The sequence below is a fragment of the Brassicibacter thermophilus genome (genome assembly GCF_055378355.1).
Map to the genome: position 1 here is coordinate 1,480,099 of NZ_AP042446.1, position 21,756 is coordinate 1,501,854.

The 21,756-nt window shown below is 26.7% G+C and carries 17 protein-coding genes and 1 CRISPR repeat array; all 17 genes read left to right on the forward strand.

Going from position 1 to position 21,756, the window contains the following annotated elements; all coding sequences use genetic code 11:
- The first annotated feature begins 178 nt into the window (after positions 1–178).
- Positions 179–1,906: a CorA family divalent cation transporter gene (locus tag ACZ41D_RS06920; protein WP_464150703.1), complete on the forward strand. Its 1,728-nt coding sequence runs from the start codon at positions 179–181 to the stop codon at positions 1,904–1,906.
- Positions 1,907–1,925: 19 nt separating this feature from the next.
- Positions 1,926–2,426: a hypothetical protein gene (locus ACZ41D_RS06925; protein WP_464150704.1), complete on the forward strand. Its 501-nt coding sequence runs from the start codon at positions 1,926–1,928 to the stop codon at positions 2,424–2,426.
- 26 nt (positions 2,427–2,452) lie between these two features.
- Entirely contained in the window at positions 2,453–3,634 is a 1,182-nt protein-coding gene (locus ACZ41D_RS06930) for a hypothetical protein (RefSeq protein ID WP_464150705.1), read from the forward strand.
- Positions 3,635–3,639: 5 nt separating this feature from the next.
- Positions 3,640–5,184: a type III-B CRISPR-associated protein Cas10/Cmr2 gene (gene cas10 / locus ACZ41D_RS06935; protein WP_464150706.1), complete on the forward strand. Its 1,545-nt coding sequence runs from the start codon at positions 3,640–3,642 to the stop codon at positions 5,182–5,184.
- A complete protein-coding gene (locus ACZ41D_RS06940; protein ID WP_464150707.1) occupies positions 5,184–6,257 on the forward strand; it encodes a type III-B CRISPR module-associated Cmr3 family protein in 1,074 nt (357 codons plus the stop codon). The genes cas10 (ACZ41D_RS06935) and ACZ41D_RS06940 overlap by 1 nt, the downstream gene beginning before the upstream one ends.
- A 13-nt stretch (positions 6,258–6,270) precedes the next feature.
- Complete coding sequence (cmr4, locus tag ACZ41D_RS06945; RefSeq protein ID WP_464150708.1) at positions 6,271–7,074, forward strand: type III-B CRISPR module RAMP protein Cmr4; 804 nt, start codon at positions 6,271–6,273, stop codon at positions 7,072–7,074.
- Positions 7,067–7,438 carry a type III-B CRISPR module-associated protein Cmr5 gene (locus ACZ41D_RS06950; RefSeq protein WP_464150709.1) on the forward strand — a complete coding sequence of 124 codons (372 nt, stop codon included), beginning with the start codon at positions 7,067–7,069 and terminating at the stop codon, positions 7,436–7,438. Before cmr4 (ACZ41D_RS06945) ends, ACZ41D_RS06950 begins: the two co-directional genes overlap by 8 nt.
- Before the next feature lie 13 nt (positions 7,439–7,451).
- Entirely contained in the window at positions 7,452–8,534 is a 1,083-nt protein-coding gene (gene cmr6, locus ACZ41D_RS06955) for a type III-B CRISPR module RAMP protein Cmr6 (RefSeq protein WP_464150710.1), read from the forward strand.
- Positions 8,535–8,540: 6 nt separating this feature from the next.
- Positions 8,541–9,701, forward strand: coding sequence for a Card1-like endonuclease domain-containing protein (locus ACZ41D_RS06960; RefSeq protein WP_464150711.1), 1,161 nt, complete (start codon positions 8,541–8,543; stop codon positions 9,699–9,701).
- A gap of 591 nt (positions 9,702–10,292) precedes the next feature.
- Positions 10,293–12,407: direct repeats of the CRISPR family, unit length 30 nt; unit sequence GTTATTATTCTACCTATGAGGAATTGAAAC.
- Between the two features lie 519 nt (positions 12,408–12,926).
- Positions 12,927–13,997 (forward strand): type III-B CRISPR module RAMP protein Cmr1, encoded by a 1,071-nt coding sequence (gene cmr1, locus ACZ41D_RS06965; RefSeq protein WP_464150712.1) that lies wholly within the window; start codon positions 12,927–12,929, stop codon positions 13,995–13,997.
- Position 13,998: 1 nt separating this feature from the next.
- A complete protein-coding gene (gene cmr4, locus ACZ41D_RS06970; RefSeq protein ID WP_464150713.1) occupies positions 13,999–14,913 on the forward strand; it encodes a type III-B CRISPR module RAMP protein Cmr4 in 915 nt (304 codons plus the stop codon).
- A 13-nt stretch (positions 14,914–14,926) separates the two neighbouring features.
- Positions 14,927–15,274, forward strand: coding sequence for a type III-B CRISPR module-associated protein Cmr5 (locus ACZ41D_RS06975; RefSeq protein WP_464150714.1), 348 nt, complete (start codon positions 14,927–14,929; stop codon positions 15,272–15,274).
- The gene (cmr6, locus tag ACZ41D_RS06980; protein WP_464150715.1) at positions 15,258–16,274 is read left to right on the forward strand and encodes a type III-B CRISPR module RAMP protein Cmr6; all 1,017 of its coding nucleotides are present in this window, start codon (positions 15,258–15,260) and stop codon (positions 16,272–16,274) included. Before ACZ41D_RS06975 ends, cmr6 (ACZ41D_RS06980) begins: the two co-directional genes overlap by 17 nt.
- Positions 16,275–16,299: 25 nt before the next feature.
- On the forward strand, positions 16,300–18,312 hold the full coding sequence (gene cas10, locus ACZ41D_RS06985; protein ID WP_464150716.1) for a type III-B CRISPR-associated protein Cas10/Cmr2: 2,013 nt from the start codon (positions 16,300–16,302) through the stop codon (positions 18,310–18,312).
- Entirely contained in the window at positions 18,272–19,441 is a 1,170-nt protein-coding gene (gene cmr3 / locus ACZ41D_RS06990) for a type III-B CRISPR module-associated protein Cmr3 (RefSeq protein WP_464150717.1), read from the forward strand. Before cas10 (ACZ41D_RS06985) ends, cmr3 begins: the two co-directional genes overlap by 41 nt.
- A gap of 1 nt (position 19,442) precedes the next feature.
- Positions 19,443–20,930 carry a hypothetical protein gene (locus tag ACZ41D_RS06995; RefSeq protein WP_464150718.1) on the forward strand — a complete coding sequence of 496 codons (1,488 nt, stop codon included), beginning with the start codon at positions 19,443–19,445 and terminating at the stop codon, positions 20,928–20,930.
- A complete protein-coding gene (gene cmr4 / locus ACZ41D_RS07000; RefSeq protein ID WP_464150719.1) occupies positions 20,927–21,751 on the forward strand; it encodes a type III-B CRISPR module RAMP protein Cmr4 in 825 nt (274 codons plus the stop codon). Before ACZ41D_RS06995 ends, cmr4 (ACZ41D_RS07000) begins: the two co-directional genes overlap by 4 nt.
- The last annotated feature ends 5 nt before the right edge of the window (positions 21,752–21,756 follow it).

Here is a 21,756-nt window from a genome sequence, read left to right on the forward strand (position 1 = left end):
GCAACTCATATATACTTAATATTAAGTTATATATGAGTTGCTTTTTTATTAAGCAAAACTACCATATGCGCTAAAATTATGAAAGGATTTTCATCTATTATGTAGAATATAGTAAAATTAAAGTATAAATTATAAAATAACATAGAATTATATCAAAAAATCAGTAAAGGAGTTACTTATGTGTAAAGAAAATATACCATTATCTACGCATATATTCATGTTTCCATTTAAATATGAAAAATTAACGTTGAAAGGTGATAATACGAATAAAACAAAATCACAAAAACATGACAAGACTTATAAGAGCAGAATCAATATAGAAGATATTAGTAACAAGCTTAATGCTAATAATTGGGAGAGCATTGACTACACTGTTAAAGATAATTTTGACTATGGGTGTTATATGTATTTTTATCCTTTTGTTAGAAGAGCTGTGCTAAGCGATGTAAAAAATGAAGAAGACCTTGATGAATGTGTAGTAAAGAATTATGAATATAAATTTAAAAAAGGATATTATTGTATAGAATTAAAAAAAGGACAAAAATACCAATTAAAGCTTAATTCAATTAAACTAAAATTATTTAATACTGGAGTAGGAATATTGTCATTTGAAGCAGAAAATCATCGAGAATTTGATGGTTATGAATCTGCAGTTGAAGATGTACTTAATATAAATGATTTTGGTAGAAGAATATACCCTCAATTTTATCCTATAGATGCAGCAAAAAATAATTTCTTAGCAGATAAATTATCTATTATACTCTATGATGAAAATAATATTGAACGAACAATAGAGGAAGATTTTAAATCATTATTTCATATACCTAAAGATGAAAAATGTCAAAAATGTAGGAAACCAAATGAGTATGTATATATATCAAAAACTATTATGGATCTTTTAGGTAAAGATAACTTTACTTACACAACAGATACTAAAAATGAAGGGAAAATTTTAATCACACCTATTATAGATGACCGAATGTTCGTTATAAGTTTTGTTAATAATCAGATTGTATCTTCAACAATAACAAGTAATTTACAAGACAATAAAGACTGGGCAAAATATATATTTGTTGATAATAGTGAGTTGACTATACAAAATGATGATATGATGAAAAAGTTAATTGATAAACATACATATAAAAGATGGCTAAACTATGGAACAATATATGGCATAACGAGATATTCTTTTGTAGGAGTTGCTGGTAATGGCATCTTTCCAGAGCAAATTTTAAGAAACCATTTTAGGACTATGTATTATGAGATGGTGAGTCTAGCATTAGCTGTAAGAGCCTCAATTATTAGTTTTTCAGATGAAGCTGCAAGTATATCAGCACTTAAAATAGATAAAGATAACATATGTGAAGAAAAACTAGTATCAAAAATAGATGACCTTTACAAAAGATATATAGAATTTGTAAATAGATTGTATTTTAAAGAAGTTACTGCACAAGAGCAAGGAATAGAATTGTATAATATTTTAATAAAATCTATGAACATTGAAAGAGATATAAAAGATTTAAACGATGAAATAGAAAAATTATACAATTATGCAACTTTAAAATCAGAGAAAAATACTAATGAAAAAATTAATTTATTAGCTATATTAGGAGCATTGCTTGCTATACCATCTTTCTTTACGGGTTTTTTTGGAATTAATATTTTTAACAAACCTATTGAAATGATTAATTGGTATAAAAGTAGTGTAGGTGCTAGCTGGTTCTATATATATATTATATTCCCAGTTTGTATATTTTACTTAATCTTTAAGGACTATTTATCTATCAAGAAGAGTATTGGGAAAATAAAACAAAGTATTTCAAGTAATATAACTAAAAAAGATAAAGTAATTATTATTGTATTAATTGTTTTTTTTATTATTTCCTTTAAATATTTACATAAATAAACAATGAAGGGCTGATATAATGAAAATATTATGCTTTGACGCAGAAAGTGACGGGCTTTATGGTGATATTTTTGCTGTAGGAGCAGTAGTCATTGATGGCTATAAGGAAATAGATAATTTTAATGGATTTTCCCAAATTTCAAATATAAAAGATAAGTGGGTAATACAAAATGTATTACCTTTTATTAAAAATATGAAAGAATATACCACAAGATATGAATTAAGGCAAGAGTTTTGGGAATTTTATATCAAGTACAAAGAAGACTGTTTAATAGTTGCAGATTGTCCTTACCCAGTTGAATATAATTTGCTAAGACAATGTGTAGAAGATGATTATGATAATAGAAAATGGTTAGGGCCATATCCTATCATTGATGTGGCATCAGTTTTGTTTACAAAAGGCATTGACCCATTAAAAGAAAGAAGTAAAATAATAGGAAATGATAAAACAATAAAGCATAATCCTTTAGAAGACGCCAGAGTTTCAGCTAGAGTATTAATTGACATATTAGGATTATAAAATATTATTTTGCAGAGGTGATTTAAATGAGCGACAAAGATTTTAAGTTACATAGGCTTAAGGTAAATATTAAGCAGCATACACCTATGATCCATTTTCAACATGAACAAGGAAATGCAACTATAAGAATGACAGAACTTAAACCAAAGCTTGATAAATTTATTTATAAAAAGTGTTTTCAATCAAGTGGAAACAGTGATTACTATAAATATCTAGTAGGGTATAATGGGAAAACTGCAGAAGACAAATATAAAGATAGCAATTTTACAGCTTTTGATTACAGGGTTAGGGTGCAAAATATTAAAAAACCAATAGACCCTAAAGATATAAATAGAAAAGATTTTCCGCTTTATTTTGGAAATATGGGCAAAACTGATAATAATAAGAAGTTTACATATTGCGACAACCTGGATTTAATATTTACATCAAAACATGAAGAAATCCTAGAAAAGATAATTTCTGTATTACCAGAGTTTTTTATGAAAACTAATTTTGGGACAAGACAATCTAAAGGATTTGGTTCTTTTTTTATAAGCAATAACAATGTTTATTATTTAGATGGTCGTCAATGTAAGTTTAAAGATGTAGATAAAGTAAAAAAACTAACATATCAATTTTCGGTTAAAAAGAACAGAAATAGTGACAAATTTGAAAACTTCAAAAAAGTATTTATGGAGATAGATACTTTTTATAATTCTCTTAGAAGGGGATTAAATGGCAACAAAATTGACCCATTTATAAAAGAATATAGCAGTAGTAAAGGAATACGCTGGGATAAAGATGAGATAAAGGACAAGCTATCTAGAAATAAAAATACAAATAGTGATTTAGAACCTAGACTTATGAAAGATTTATTTGGACTATCTGTATCTGAAAATTGGAGAATGCAAAATACAACAATTACAAAAAAACATTCAAATAATAATATAGAAAGATTTCAATCGCCGATTTTCTTTAAAATATTAGATGAAGGTGATAAATTTATAGTACACTTTGAAGCTAGGAAAATACCTGAAGAGTATTTAGGTGAAGAATTTGAGATAAATATAATAAATAAAAATAATAAAAATGATAAAAAAACTTTAAGATTAAAAACCCCAGAAGAGTTTGATTTTGATGAATTTTTTAAATATGTACTAAATAAAAAAACATATCCAGGGAAAGTAAGACAGATATTTGAAGATATAAAAAGTAACATGAAAGGATGATAAATATGTCTAAATACATAGGACTGACTATAGGCCCTATAGCTAAGACTATGAGTTCTGCAAAAGACACTGGTCAATTATGGGGTAGTAGTTATATATTTTCATATATAATGAAAAAAATAATAGAGAAATTGAAGGACTGTAGAGAATTTGTTATTCCTTATGTTGATGATAAAGAACTATTTATAGGTAAAAATGAAATAGGGCTGTTTTCAGACAGAATGATATTTAAAACTGAAGCTGCAGACAATGATATGAGGAAATTAAAAGATATAATTGATGAAATTTTAGATGAATTAGCAAATGATTTTTCATCACTGTTAAAAGTTGAAAAAAGTACAATAAAAGAATATTTAGAAAAATATTTTAAAATATATTATCTTGCAGCTGAAATAATAGACAATCCGATAATTGAAATGAATAATTATTTAGATTCAATAGAATTAATGGAAAATTATGTTGCTAGGGAAACACGTAATTATTTAATGGATGCATTAACAAATGACAATATTAAGAAAAGTATTCTATTTAAAGACGCTTTTGAAAATACAAATTCAAGGTATATTAGATCAATTGAAGAAATAGCTTCAGAGGATTTATTAAAGTTAATTGGCAATAAGGATAAATTTATAGTTAAGAAAGAAGATAGAGAAGATATAAACTCATCATTTGTATACAATGAAATATTTAATCAATTAAAAGAAAATGGAAAAGAAGAGTATTTTAAAAAACATTATAAATACATAGCTATTGTTCAAGCTGATGGGGATAATATAGGTAAGTTAATTAAATCGCTTGATACAGATAAAAAAAGAAGGGATTTTTCAAAAGATTTATTAGAATTTGCAAAATCAGCTCATGAAATTATAAAAGAACATAATGGTATGACAATATATGCTGGTGGAGACGATTTGCTGTTTTTTGCACCAGTTGTTAGCGATAAACGTAATATATTTGATTTGATAAATTGTATATCTAATTGCTTTGATGGTATATTTTCAAAATACCCAGTAAAACCTACCATGTCATTTGGATTATCAATAGTTTATTATAAATATCCTCTATATGAGTCTCTTGAAAAAACAAGAAACTTATTATTTGGCGTAGCAAAAAAATATAAGTTTGAGGATAGTAAGGAAATAGAAAAGAATGCTATAGCTTTTGAAGTAATAAAACATAGTGGACAAGGGTTTGGCTGTACCTTTGGAAAAAGCAGTAAGGAATATGAGGAATTTTTAAAACTTTTAGCTGCTTACTGTGATGGTGAGAAGACTATTGCTTCTATGTACCATATTTTAAATAATGATGAGCTTCTATTTAAAACTTTACATAATTCTAAAAATATTGATGAGAGATTAGATAATTATTTTAATAATAAGTTTATTAAAGATGTTCACGAAACACCTGAAATAAAAGAATTTATAAAATCAACAAAGCAAGTAATAAAAGTTATTTTAAAAGAAAATATTAGTTTTGCTGAAAAGGTAAAGAAAATAAATGCCATTCTACTGACTATAAGATTTTTTAATGAAAATGGTGGTGACGAATAATGAGATATTTAATAAAGCTAGAGCCTATAGAGAGTTTTTTCTTTGGGGGTGAGCGCACCTTTGAAAATAAAAATTCTAAAGGAGAAAGATTATACTATATTGTAAAATCTAGAGACTTTCCTCAACAAACAGCTATATTAGGGATGATAAGAAAAGAGATACTAAAACAAAAAGGATATCTAAAAGCAAATTGGGAATATACAAAAAATGAATTAGATGAAATGAAAAAAGTGATAGGGCCACAAAGCTTTGATATAACAAGTACTAAAGAACAAGATTTTGGTATCATAGAAAGCATATCTCCTGTATTCTTATACTCATCCAAAGAAAATAAATTTTTTATGAAGATGCCAAAAGACCAAAATTTAGACAACATAGAAAGTAAGCTTAAATATATCCCATTTACTTTTCATGAACATACTATCAAGTCAAATATGGGACAAGTAACTTTGCCAAAAGATTACAAATCAAAAAAAGGATTATCTGACCAATTTATTAGCTTCGACGGAGAGAGTGTAAAAGAATATGATGAAGTATTTATAGAAGAAAAGAGAGTTGGGAATAAAAAGGGAAGCGATAGTAAAGCAAAAGATGATTCTCTATTTAAAAAAATTAGATTTGTTTTTAATGATGAATTAAAACTAAGTTTTTGCTTTAGTTTAAACTTAAAAGACCCGTCATTTGACTTACAGGATAGTATAGTTTACTTAGGTGCATTTAAATCAGCTTTTAAAATGAAAGTAGAACAAATAGATTTCAATCTTGTTGAAAATATAACACTTGACCAAAAGGAAGATAAAATAATATTATTAGGGGATACATATTTAGAAGATGTTAACAAGTACTGCAGATATTCTGTATTGAATACTGTAGATTTTAGAAATAGAGTAACTAAACATATTTCTGGTAGTAAGAAAAATAATTATACTTTTAATAGAATAGATACTAAATTTACATTTTTAGAAAGAGGAAGTGTGCTTTATCCAAAGCCTGAAAAGGAATTAGAGCTTAAAAATAAATTAAGTGAAAATAAGAATATGACTAAAATAGGGTATAACATTTATTTATATTAATGGAGGGATATAAATGAATAATAAAAAAATATATATTTTACGATTGATTACTAATATGCATGTTGGTAGTGGAGATATTAATTACAATATAATTGATAATGAAGTTCAAAGAGATGTTATTACAGAATTTCCTGCTATTTACTCATCAAGTTTAAAAGGGTCTTTAAGAGAATATTTTAAGAATAAATTAGGCGATAAAAGCGAAGAACTTATACATATATTTGGTGATGAAAATAATATGGGACAATATAAGTTTTTTAGTGGAAATATCTTAACTATACCTGTTAGAAGTAACAAAAAATACTTTTTTAGAGCTATATGTCCAAAAATTATTGATGAGTTTTGTAAATACTTAGATTATTTTGATATACAGACAGAGTTAGGGAGTGTATTAAAAGAATTTAAAAAGTTAGCTGAAGATGATAAATGTGTTATATTCGAAGAAATAGATAATATTCACATTGAAACTTATGATTGCATATATAAAAGCTTTGACAAATTAGAAATTCTTGAAAGATTATTAGGAGAAAATATTGCACTGCTTTCTGATGATATCTTCGAAGCTGTAAGCAAAGAATTACCTGTAATAGCTAGAAATCACCTTGAAAATGGTGAAAGTAAAAATCTTTGGTATGAAGAGATAGTACCTAGAGAATCAAGATTTTATTTTGGTGTTATAACAGGAGAAAAATACGTTGACAAGTTTGAAAAACTACTAAGTATGGATATGGTACAGATAGGAGCTAATTGTACTATTGGATATGGATTTACAAAGATAGATAACTTAAATGATTTAGTAGGTGATATAAATGAATAAGAAAAAAGTAGAAAGCTATATGAGTAAAGCTATGTATATATTAAATGAAGAATTTAAAGATAAACCAATTCCAAGAGAATTTAAAGGATATATATCTCAATTTGGTGCTAGTATAATACAAAGTGGGTTAATGCCTGCTGTTGCTTTCTTTGAAAATGGAGATAGTGGTGCAAAAGAAAACCGTCCATTTATTGTAAAGGCAGTGTTTAAGATGATAGCAGATAGAGAAGCTGATAATATGACCCTTCTTGAGTACATATATAAAAATGAAGACAAAGATAGACTAAAGGAAGAAATAATTAATGCAGTTATAGCATTAAAGCTAGTACTTAAATCTTTTAAAATTGATGAAAGTACTAATTGAGGGGGTCATAAATATGAGCAGTAATTTGGGGTATCTTTTTTATAAAGATTATTTTAGAAAAAACAATGAGATAGATATAATTAAGAAAGGTAATAAAACCACTATTGATTTTGATGCAAATAAGAAAAATGAAATGATATTAAAATATAAATTAGATGATGAAGCAATAGACTTTTTAGAAGATGAAGATAAAATAGCTAAAGATTATTTTTATCTTAAGGTAAATTATCCTGGAATACTAATTGGTAGTGGTATAATGCATGGAGTTGGTAACGATGATGAGATAAAAACAGGATTTTATTTTGATTATACTAATGGACTACCTGCTATTAATAGTTCGTCAGTTAAAGGACTGCTGAGAAGTGCATTTGATTACAAAGAATATATAAAAAACGTAATTGATGATGAAAAAAATATTGAGAAAAAGTCAGATGATGTAGATGTAGATAAATTATGTGAAGAAATATTTGAAGGAGTATATTATTGTGAAGAAGGTAAGAAACTAAAACCAACATATGATAGAGATATATTTTTTGACGCAGTAATAAATATTGAAGAGAATAAAGGGAAAAATATATTATCTGAAGATTATATAACTCCTCATTATCAAAATAAGTTGAAATCTCCTACTCCCATTAAGTTTATAAAAATTTTACCTGATATTATAGTTAAATTTAGATATAATTTAAAGGATGGGATACTAAGTTCAGAAGAAAAATTATGGCTATTTAGAAGAATACTAATTGATTTTGGCATAGGTGCAAAGACGAACTTAGGTTATGGTAATTTTTATGATGATTATGGAAAAAATCAATTAATTAGTTTGCAGGAACGTAGAAAAGAAGAAGAAATTGAAAATATGAGTGAAATAGATAAGTTAATTTATTTTGCTGACAAAGAAAAAGGTACTGAAAGATATGATAGTGCTGTAATGAATTTGTATTACAATGAACTGGATAAATTTGAAGGAGAAGATAAAATTAAATTAGCAAAATATATTAAAGACGCATGGATCTATTTGAATAAATGGAAAGTTAAAAAAAAGAAAAAGCAGTTTGAAAAGGTTGCAAAAATAAAAGAAATATTAGGAGAATAATGATATATGTGTGATTATAAATTGATAGATTATAATGTTTTAGTAAATATAATAGGCGAGTATAATGATTATAATGTAATTGCAGCAATGATGATAAAACCTAAAAAAATAATACTTGTTAATGACGGAAGTGAAGAAGAAAAAGAAATATTAAATGATTTAAAAAAGTTTTATGAAGAAAATATTGAAGGAATAACTGTTATAGAAAAAACAATGAACGAACCAATAGAAGGGCAAATACTGGATATTTTAAATGAATATTCAAAAGAGAATATTGTTATAAATATCAGCGGTGGCTCAAAACTAATGAGTTTGTACTTTTATAATGTAGCAAACAAATTAGGAATTGATTGTATATATATAGACGTAGAAGACGATAAAATATTGAAAATGTCTAAAGATAATATTACTAAACTACCTTTTCATCTTATTGATATGACAGTAGAAGACTTTATAAATAGCACAGGTGGTAAAATATTAAACGACAATACTCAACTATATAATGATTATAGGATTGATAAAATAGTAGAATACATTTTCGATAATTATGATAAATGGAAACAGATAACAAAAATTATGAAAGACAAAAGAAATGTTTACTTTCATACAGAGATATATAATAGAATTTTTATAAACACCAAATCACTAAGTATAAATGAAGTTTTAAATATCGTATCATTTTTGAAACTTTTAGCTGACGCTCATTTAATAGAATATAGTTGTGAGCACAAACGTATAATGATAGACTTTAAATCAAAACAAGGAAAGAGCATACTATTGGTATCAGGTTATTGGCTAGAACTAATTACATATAGTGTTATTAAGAGTATTAAAGATATAGATGATGTAAAAAGTGGAGTATCTTTTTTGTGGGATGAAGATATTTTAGATGTAAAAAATGAGTTAGATGTAATAGCAGCAAAAGATTCATCTTTGATATGTATATCATGTAAAGATTCAAAACGATATGATGAAGAAGCATTAAATGAGCTGCAAGTATATAGTGAAAAAGTAGGTGGAGATAACTGCATCAAGATACTAGTAGCAACACACTATCCAATAAAAAGAAATGTAGTTAGTAGAGCTGAAGAAATGGATATAAAACTGATAATTTTTGACGGTGACAAAGATAAATTTAAAGATAATATTTATAATGCTATTAAATAAAATATTTTATTTAAGTAGATTGATTTGGTGAAGGATTTTTGATTTATCTGTAGAATATTTTACTAAATATAATTTATGAGATCAAAACAGTTTGTCGACCCTCGGTGATGCAAAAACCTCTGGGGGTCGACAAACTGAAATCACCTTCAAACCTTGATAAGTGCTAGAAGTAATTTTTAGAAACTAAAATCTTCAAAAATACAAATGGCTATTTTTACAGCAATTTGATGAGGGTTTTAATCGGATCACAGTGGAATTGAAATTCTATTACATTTATCTTTGTAACTTCAGGTTTATCTTGAGTTTTAATCGGACTGGACCACAATAGAATTAAAATATACTTCCTGTAAGGTGGTTTGAGCCGAATAATCCAAAATTAACAAATTCATAGTACAATATAAATGTCGTCGACCTCCAATAGCGTAAAAACCCCTGGGGATCGACGACATTTTATATTTTGAATTAAATTGTCTTAGAATTAAGTTTTTACAATGGATACGCTTACTTTTAAGATATAAAATCTAAAGAAAATTATGGTAAAAATAAAATTGACAAAAAATTAAAAACTTGATAAAATCAATGTATGTAATGGTTATTATTCTACCTATGAGGAATTGAAACAAATGTTTTGCCAAACTGTAGTATTCCAACATCTTTGTTATTATTCTACCTATGAGGAATTGAAACAGAATAAAAAAGAATAGGGAATATATTCCCTATTCTTGTTATTATTCTACCTATGAGGAATTGAAACATATAAATAAAAGAATAGGGGGGGTAATATATGATAGTTATTATTCTACCTATGAGGAATTGAAACAAGTATATATTTCACTCGGTAACCATGTAAAACAATTGTTATTATTCTACCTATGAGGAATTGAAACATCTAACTTCATACATTTTCAACCCTCCTTATTATTGTTATTATTCTACCTATGAGGAATTGAAACTAATCTAAGAAAAAACCTAAGTGTTCTATATATTCTCGTTATTATTCTACCTATGAGGAATTGAAACATAAGAGCTTTGTTTATTCAAATAAAGCTCTTATTTTGTTATTATTCTACCTATGAGGAATTGAAACTAAACTTTTCTTGAATAGGCTGTAAGCAAACTTCTACCGTTATTATTCTACCTATGAGGAATTGAAACAACTATCCTTTCAAATACTCGCAAAACGAAAAACGTGTGTTATTATTCTACCTATGAGGAATTGAAACTCTACTGTTCCTAAAGCTTTCCACCATTCCATATTAATGTTATTATTCTACCTATGAGGAATTGAAACAACTATCCTTTCAAATACTCGCAAAACGAAAAACGTGTGTTATTATTCTACCTATGAGGAATTGAAACTCTACTGTTCCTAAAGCTTTCCACCATTCCATATTAATGTTATTATTCTACCTATGAGGAATTGAAACCAAATGACGGAATAGAATTTGCTGCTGGATTGACGCAAGTTATTATTCTACCTATGAGGAATTGAAACCCATTCAAATGAATTTTCTTCTAATACACTTCTCTGTGTTATTATTCTACCTATGAGGAATTGAAACTTTACAAGGCTATTAAGGGGGAATTCTAATGATTGATGTTATTATTCTACCTATGAGGAATTGAAACACTTGTTTATATGTTCTTGTCCATATAGTGCCATCATAGTTATTATTCTACCTATGAGGAATTGAAACACTTGTTTATATGTTCTTGTCCATATAGTGCCATCATAGTTATTATTCTACCTATGAGGAATTGAAACTAAGTGCGACATTATTTTTATATCTCAAAGTTGGGAAGGTTATTATTCTACCTATGAGGAATTGAAACCCATGCCTTTCCCTGCATATTTCACAAGTACGCCCATGGTTATTATTCTACCTATGAGGAATTGAAACACTTTTTCCATCTTGCCCATCTTCTTTTCATTCTCAATGTTATTATTCTACCTATGAGGAATTGAAACAGCAACGCAAAACAAGTTAGCAATATAATTGAATACCGTTATTATTCTACCTATGAGGAATTGAAACAAGCAAAATAACTTTCACAAATAAAACTTTTTATAGCGTTATTATTCTACCTATGAGGAATTGAAACGATGATAGAGGGCAAGATGAACAAGCGTATTATTGGTGTTATTATTCTACCTATGAGGAATTGAAACTGAAATTCAAATTTAAAATATGGGAGGAATGAAACAGTTATTATTCTACCTATGAGGAATTGAAACTTTGCCTAGTACGTCAACTCTGATTGCGACTGAGCCTGTTATTATTCTACCTATGAGGAATTGAAACGTGTTAAGTCCTCGTGATGGTTTTGCAGATTACGATGTGTTATTATTCTACCTATGAGGAATTGAAACTAATATATCATAGCATTTCTTCTACTAAATTTAGACTTGTTATTATTCTACCTATGAGGAATTGAAACATAAATACTTGTTTGCTAATTTTGGAACTCTTAAATAGTTACTATTCTACCTATGAGGAATTGAAACCCTGTTTTTTTGCTTTCTAATGTGTGAGATAATTAAGTTACTATTCTACCTATGAGGAATTGAAACTAGTCCTTCTTCTTTATCGCAAAAAAAAAGGAGGTGAGGTTACTATTCTACCTATGAGGAATTGAAACTATTCAAAGTAAATACGATGAAAGTAAAAAAGTAGCGTTACTATTCTACCTATGAGGAATTATGTATAAAAAATCCTAGAGAATATGTTTTTAGGATTTTTTTTATACATAATTTCAAAAATTAAAGAGGTAAATAATAATTTTGTTTCGGAAAAAGAAGTTTATTTAGGATTAATGAGTATATAGATATTGTAAAGAAAGAATGATTTTAAAATAAGGGAGTAGAAATTATATAAAAAATAATTTAAGTTGCACAGAAAATTAGGAAAGTATAGATAGGCTATTTTAAAGCAAATTGATGAGTTTTAATTGGACGATGGTGCAAAACAAAAGGGATAGACTTACATTTAGGTGTAAGCCTACCTATTTTGTTTTTATTACTTAGAAATATATAATTGTAAAATATAATCAAAAAAATGCAATCAAGTCAAAAAATAGTAAATATTAGAAGGAATATAGTTAAAAAACTCGAAATATAAATTTAGATATTCTGTTTAAAAAAAGGTTTATAATTTGTAAATTAAATTATTTTTTAAGTAATAATTTATTGTACAATTATTTATTTGAATGGGAAAGGAGGTAAATATGAGACATAAATACACACTTCAATTTATAACACCATGTTTTTGCAGGGGAGCAGATGGTGAAACTATAGAGCCTAGAGCTAGTTCTATAAAGGGAGTTTTAAGATTTTGGTTTAGAGCAATAGGATGCTTTGATGGTTTAGAAGAAATGAGAAATAAGGAGGCAGAAATATTTGGAGGGACTATAAATAAAGATGGGAAAGAAATTTCAAAGTCTTCACCAATTAAGCTAAAGATAATATCAGACGAAAATTCGATATCAGAAGAAAAATATTCTTTTATACCTGGTAAAGGGATTAAATATGAGAGTTTAAAACATATTGATCTAGAATTTATTCAGAGAAATATTAAGGACATTCCAAATGATAGTATGGATAAAGAGAAATACGACTATCTAACAATATATTCAGAGTTACTAACTCTTGTATCTATATTGGGTGGAATAGGGGCTAGAACTAGAAGAGGATATGGATGTTTTAATATCTTAAATCAAGATGGGATAAAGGGCAAAGGAATAGGTAAATACCTGAAAGATATATTGGATTCACTTAACAAGGAAATAGGTAACAAAAGTAAAGATGAAGATTTTTATTGTATAGTGAATAAAGAAAATCATACAAAAAAACTAGATAAGTATTGGGTGATAGAAAGAAATTGTGAAAATGATAATGAAAGTGAAAATTATAAATATCCTTTTATAAATAAAATTCATATTAAAGAAATAGAAAAAAAGCATAAATATGGCGATGAAAAAATGGATATTTATTACAATGAGCTTAAAATTATCAAAGATTTTACTCATGAAAGAAAAAGTGGTGAATATATTGACTGCAATGTTGAAGAAAAAAATCAATTAATGGATTGGTTAGGATGTGGAGGTAGTGAAGATAAAGATAGATTTGCTTCTCCTGTTTATGTTTCAATATGTGAATATAAGCAAAAATCATACTTAATAATTACTGAATTAAATAACACAAAAATACAGTCCAATGATGAAAAAGTAAAAAATATAGAAGATAAATTAAATTCTTACACTATAAAATTTATTAATGATATTTTAGAGAGGTGTTAATGTGAATAATAAGAAAATGTTATTTTATAAAATAGATACTCCACTACATATGGGGTCTGGGATAGATTTAAGTGTAGTGGACATGCCTATAGCAAGAGAAAAACATACAGGCTTTCCTAAGCTAGAGTCTTCGGGAATAAAAGGAGCACTAAGAAATTATTTTAATAAGAGAAGCCCTGATTGGGAAGGCCCTGACTGGGAAAATAAAATCAATATATTGTTTGGGCCAGAAGACGACGGAAGTAAGCATTCATCTTCATTAGTACTATATGAAGGCAAAATATTATTATTTCCAGTTAAAACCTTGAGAGGCGTGTTTGGATGGATAACTTGCCCAATGGTACTAAATAGATTTAAAGAGGATATGATTATTTTTAAAGATGACGCACAAGCTATTGATAAGTTACAAGTAGATATAGAGAATACTATTTTATCAGATAAATCAAATATAAAGTATCCTTATAATACTTCTGAAAAAAAGGTAGTAATAGAAGAATTTACATTTGAAGTTGATAACTATGCAAATAAAGATAATTCTTTATTAGTATATATATCAAAAAAATTAAGTAAAAATATACAATCTTCATTAATAAAAGATAAAATATCAAAAGACATATTTGTAGTATCAGACGATGCATTTAATTATTTTGTAAATATGTCTACGGAAATATCTACAAGGGTAAGACTCGAGAATGGCATAGTGAGTGCAGGACCATTTACAGAAGAGTATGTACCTGCTGAAACTGTTTTTTATGGTTTTGCAGAAATGAATAACATTCCTAAAAATGCTAGAGAAGAAAATTTGAAAGAGGAAGAATTATTTGAAGAATTCATAGAAAAATTAAATTACATACAACTAGGGGGTAACACGACACTAGGTAAAGGTTTAGTTAAAATAATCAATGTTGATTTATAAAGAAGGTGAAAGTGTGAAAAGTTTTTCTACGGAAATTATTTATGAACATTTAAAAAATAATAAAGATATTTACGAAAAAACTGAAGCAAAGGCGTTGATTAAAAAACTGCCTTTTCTAATAAGAACTAATGGGCTTATAAATGTTTTAGAATACTTAAATAAAGATAAAGAATATTACAGAAAATCGAAAGAATTCCTTTTAGATACTTTAGGCTACAATGAAAGAAAGATATATAACTTAGATACTGATGAATATATTTTTGTATCAAAACAAGCATATGACTTATTTGTTAGTTTTAGAAGTATATATTTAGCTTATCAAAGTAAAGAAGGTGGTGAAGGTGGTGAAAGTCGTAAATAGATTAGTGAAGATTAAAACGCTTGAAGAAAGAAATAAAAATACCATAATACAAGTTGAAGATCAAGAAGAGTTTTTGAGTAATATTGGTGTTAAACTTAAAAAGGAAGAAAACTTAAGTATAAAGTCTAAAAAAGTTCAAGGCTTAAATGATGAAAACAGAAACTATGGATTATTAAGTATGGAAATTAAAAAAAATAATCTCATTAAGCTTAATGAGCTAACTATTATCAATAAGTTGAATATAAACAAAGCAACTAAAAAGATTTTTAGTAATAATTTCAATAAACTAAATTTAAATCCGAGCATAAATTTAAATTTAAATCTTAATAAATATCTTATATTTGGTAGAGATAAAAAACCTTTGATAAACCAATATTCAGATTATAAAGTGGATTATTATAAAACTTATGACAATTATCTGAACATAGAGAGAATTAACAAGGCAAAAGAATATTACACAAGCATGGGATACAAGTCAAATGAAATCATAATTAAAACAAATAAAAGAATGATAATAGGTCTTGGAGAACCATCTGTATCGGAAACATCAATAAAACTAGATCATATCTATGGAGTTCCATATATACCAGCTAGTACCTTAAAAGGAGCATTGAGAGATATAGCTACGGAGAAAAATATAAAAGGAATAGATAGATTATTTGGTACTGAAAATAACATAGGAGAACTTATATTTTTAGATGCGTATCCCATGGGGGAAATATGCTTAGAATTAGATATTATAAATCAGCATTATAAGGATTATTATAGAGATACAAACAAAAAAAATGCTCCTACTGACGATATGAAGCCTAACATAATTAATTTTCTAACTGTAAAAAGTGGAACTAAATTTAAGATAGTGGTGTTTGTCAAAGATGATATTAAAGATGATAAAGAAGAACAATATGATATTAAAAAATTATTAGAAGAAATAGGAGAAATAAAGGGTATTGGAGCTAAAAGTAGTGTAGATTATGGATATTTTGAAGTAGAAAAATAAACAAGCAGTTTTGTGAGGTGATACTGTGAATAAAGGAAGGCTTATCATGGTTTCTGTTGGACCTGTCCAATCATATATAATTCAAGCCAGAAAAGTAGAAGATCTCGTATCAGCAAGTAAAATAATTCAGTTTATGATTGAAAAAGCATATCGTTATATAGAAAAAGAGTTTAAAAATAATAATAGTGATGTTGAACTTATATATCCTAGTATAAATGTTATTAAAGACAACTTTAATAATTGTCCAAATCATTTTATATGTGTAAATAGAAGTGAAACCATTAGTGAAGAAAATATGTTAAATATAATTCGAGGGTTGAGAGACGAAGTATTTGATGCACTAAAAAGTGAATTCATAAAAAAATTTATAAATAAAACTAGTGATGAAATTTCAATAGATTTAATAAAATTAAAAAATCATATAAGAGATACTTTTTATATTTATGTTGTAAGTGAAAAATTTAATAATGATGATTATGAAAAGGCATATAAAAATTTGATATATAAATTAGAAACATTGAAAAATTATAGAATGTTTCATATATTTGAAGAAGGCAACAGAAAATGCAGTATATGTGGAGTGAGACAAGCTGTTATTTGCAAAAAAGATAAAAAAGGCAATTTTCCAAGAGATATGTTAGAAGGTTCTAAAAGAATATATATATCCAATGCAAATAAATTAAAAGATAATGAAGCACTTTGTTTTTCATGTGCATTAAAAAGGTTTATAAATGATGATAATATATATTCTACAAATGAAATAGCATCTTTAGCTTGGAGAAGAGGCACAAAATTTGCTGAAGAACCAAATAGATGTAGAATAAAAAAAATAGACAAGCATTTAGAAGAATTAGTTGCTAACTTAAAAGAACATAATGGCGAAGATTTTTCATATAAGAAACAAGGTTATATATATAAAGATGCTTTAACGTTGGAAATAAATAGATTGAAAAAAGAACATATAAAAGAAGAACATACAGAAGAACTTGATACATTAATTTTTGATTTTGAGAAACGGTATAGTGATTTTATCAAAAGTACCGATATAAAACTAAGCAAATTTTATGCATTAGTAAAGATGGATATAGATGATTTAGGTAAATGGCTTTCAGGTAAGTATTTAGTAAAAGCAAATACTAGTCTTTGTGAATTTCAGAAATCTATGTCTACATGCTTAATAGATTTTGCCAAAAGCATAGAAAACATGATAGGTAAAGGAGAAAGTACAGTTAAAGAAGAAAGTGAAACAGAAAAATACGCAAACAAACAAGGGATTATGGTATATGCTGGTGGAGATGACGTGATGTTTTTTGTACCAGTAGCTTATTTATTTGATGTTTTACAAAAAATTGATACAATGTTCAAAAAAAAGGTAATTGATAAACTAAATGCATTAAATAAAGATAAATGTTTAATAAAAGATAATAAAACTATTACATTATCTAGAAGCATAGTTATAGCTCATTATAAGACACCTTTAAATAAAGTTTTAAAGACATCATTTGCGTCTCTAGAAGAAGCAAAAAATAAATACAAAAATAAGAAGAATGATTTTTATATAACTAAAAATGCCACAGCATTTACATTTATAACAGGTAGTAATAGTACAACAACGACGTATTTTAAAAATGAAGAAGAAAATAATTTAGAAAATCTGCAATGCTTAGTAAAAGCTTTTAGCAAAAATTTGTCCAAAAGCTTTATTCATACTCTAATACAAGAATTTGCTTTTGCAGAAGATAAAGAGCTTCAATATAATGAAATGCTCAAAATTAAAGAAATGGTTGAATGTGAAATAGACAGGATATATAAGAGAAAATGGTCAGATAACGATAACGATTTAGATAAGGAAACTATAATTGATTTTATTAAAAGCTATATGAAAAAACAAACTGTAGAGATTAATGACAATGCGTATATGATAGATTTTCGAAATTTCTTTAATATGCTTTATATAGCAGAAAGGTTATCTAGAGAAATTCAAAGGGGGGATAACGATGGAAAAGAAAAACATGATTTTAAAGATAAAACCCAATGATAATTGGTTTGTAAATAATGGAAGACCCTTTGAAGAGCGTGATGAAGGATGGATAGAGAGTGCTATATTTCCTACCCCTTCTGTATTTTATGGTTCGTTATTTTCATCTTTGTTATTTCAAAACCAGTGCATTAAAAATAGGATATTGGGGAATGAGAAAATAAAAGATTTGGCAGAATATCAGAAAAATATTTTAGAAATAAAAAACATATATCTATATGATGAAGAAGAAAAAGAAGTCTATATAAAAGCTCCTTTAGATTTGTATATTGATGAAGAAAAAAAAGCATATAAATACAGTAGATTCCTAGAAGTTGATGATAAAGAAGGAAATATACTTGGTAAAAACATACTAATTGCACATCCACCACAAAGCGATTATTTTTCCTATGAAAGAGCAGATGATTATTATATAAAGTTGTCAAAAATATTAGGTTGTTATGCTGATAAAAAGGATAATCTTGAATTAAAAAAATCAGATTACTTTATAAGTAATTCATATAAAGTAGGAATAAAAATAGATAAAGATAAAGGTGTTGCAGAGGACGGCTATTTGTATAGATTAGACTTTAAGGAATTTAAGAAAAGAAAATTTGCTTTTTTGTTGGAGATAAACTTATTGCAGAATATAAATTTTAATGGAAAAGGAGCCCTAAAATTAGGAGGAGAAGGGAAAACAGCTTATTATGATGTGATTTATGATGGAAGAAAAGAAGAAAGCAAAGAGAATAAAAAACCTTATGATATAAGAAAATTTGCAGAGGAATATAATGAAACTAAAATTAAAAGTAATGAAATTAAAATGATACTATTAACACCATTAATAATAGAAAATAACGAAACAAAAAAGCTTTTGAAATGTGAAGGGAACGAAGATATGGACATATTAGGTGGAGTAGTAGGAAAGCCAGAGTATATAGGAGGATTTGATATTAGAGAAAGGAAGCCTAAAAATACTAGAAGGGCTATACCTAAAGGCTCTGTATATATATTTAAACTAAAAAGTGATAAGTTTAAAGAGAATACTCTAGAAAGCATAGAAGATAAGATTAAAAAATATTTAGATATTCATGAAGATTATAAAGGATATGGAAAATTTCTAATAGTGCCAGTAAAGGGGGAAATTTAGTATGGCAGATGCTAAAGAACAATTTGATGCATATGTAATTTGTTCAACATTAAATCAAGTGGTTAATTATATACCCTATAAGTTTTTTGATATAAATAAAGATGATATTTATTTCATAACAATAGGTGATAAAAATGAATATAAAAAATTAGCTGAAGAAGAAATAACATTTTCAGCTAATAGAAGATTTAATAATTATGAATGGGACAAGAATTTAAAAGAAGTAATTGGGCTTGAAAAAGGCAATACAACAAATACTTTGTTTATATCGGAAGAAAATATATATAATATGAAAGAAATTAAAAAACTTATTGAAAAATTTTTAGCAGAATGTATTGAAAAAAATCGTTCTAAAGTGCTTTGGAATATTACAGGAGGTCAAAGAAGCATATCATTAGTTATTAAGGAGATTTATGAAAAAAGAAAAAAAGAAAAATATGATGATAAAATTATGTATCTAGAAGGAAATACTAACCAGATGATTGTGTATAATTATGTAGAAGATGAGACTACAGATAAATGGAATTATGAATATCAATCAACAAAATATGAACTAAGCCTTAAAGATATAAATATAAAGACAGCTTTAGCTTTAGCAGGATTTAAAGATTATAAAGATAATAAATATATAAATTATCTAGAACAAGAAGAAGAGATAAATTTTGAACAAAAAATATTCACAAAGCTCTATGAAGAAATAAGGAGTAATTTTGATTTAAGAGATGAACTTGTTTCTTTAAATAAGAAGAAGAAATTATTTTTTACTAAAAGAGAAGAATTTGTAGATAAGAAAGCTCCGAAAAAAAAGAATGATGAAGAGAATAAAAAAGAAAGAAGTGAGGCAAGGAAAGAATTTTTTCAAAAATTTTTGAACAAAGAAATAGAAACAGAGGACAAATATAATGAACTTTTTAAATTTGTAGAAGATTTTAAAGATGAAAAGGGACAAGTAATAGATTATTTAGTTAAGAATTTCGGGGCTGATGTTTCTGTATTTGGTAGGATATTTGAGTATATATGTTTATATGGCATAAAAAAAGAAATCCAAAAAATAAATAATGATAAGAATAATTCCTTTTTCATAGATTTGTCTTTAAGTAGAAAAGTTGGATTTTTTGAAGATAAAAGATACAGTAGTGATGTTGATGAGATAGACATAATTTTATTAAGTGCTTCTGGACAAATAATATCATTTGAGTGTAAATCAGGGGGTATGGATGGGAATAATGCTAAAAGCCATAATTATACTACTTACGCATTAGCAGGTGTATATGGAATGCCAATATTACTGATTCCATTAGCAAAAGAAGAGATATTAAAAGAAAGCAAAATGTCAGATGAGAGAAAAAATTTATTAAAAGAAAGTTTTAATGCTATTAGTAGTGCTAAAAAAGCCAATGTGAAAGTATGGGGGATAGATCAAATAGACGTAAAATTACAAGAAATAGTTGATATGGCAAATGTAAATAAAGAGGAGGGGAACAAATGAGCCAACTCGCTAAAAAATTGTTACTAAAAACCATTACACCTTTGCACGCTGGTAGTGGTAAAGATTCTTTTGTTGTAGATATGCCAATACAGAGAGAGGAAAGCACAGGCATACCTAAAATACAAGCATCTACATTGAAAGGTGTACTAAGATATAAAATAGATATTGATACAGAGAATTTATTTGGAACTGAAGATAAAGGTGGAAGGTTAGGATTTACTGATGCTAGGCTTCTATTTTTCCCAATAAAATCTTTAAAAAATATATATGCTTATATAACTTGCCCATATATAATAAATAGAATGATAGAAGAGAGAGTTATGTATGGGGATTCAAAGGAAGATGATATATATAATGAAATAAAAGATAAATATATACCGTCTGGAAAATGCATAGTACATAACGATTGCATAGTAGCTTCTGAGAATGATGAAGGTGTATATATAGGAGATTATTTTATAAAAAAAGCAAAGGACACACTAAAAACAAACATTAGTGAAGGAAGCGAGTTAAAAAAAATTAAAGAAAGATTAGTTGTTTTATCAGATGAAGATTTTATGTATTTATTATCAACAAATACAGAGATAATAACAAGAAATAAAATAGATCCTGATACAGGCACAGCAGAAAACAAAGGGTTGTTTACTGAAGAATACTTGCCTTCTAACACATATTTATATTCATGGATATTTTTACAAGGTTCAGATGAAGAATCTAAAGTGAAGTTTAGTAAATTTTACGAAGAACTCAGCAATATTAAATATTTTCAATTAGGAGGAAATACTTCTTTAGGAAAAGGCAATATAAAAATATGTAAGTAGAATGA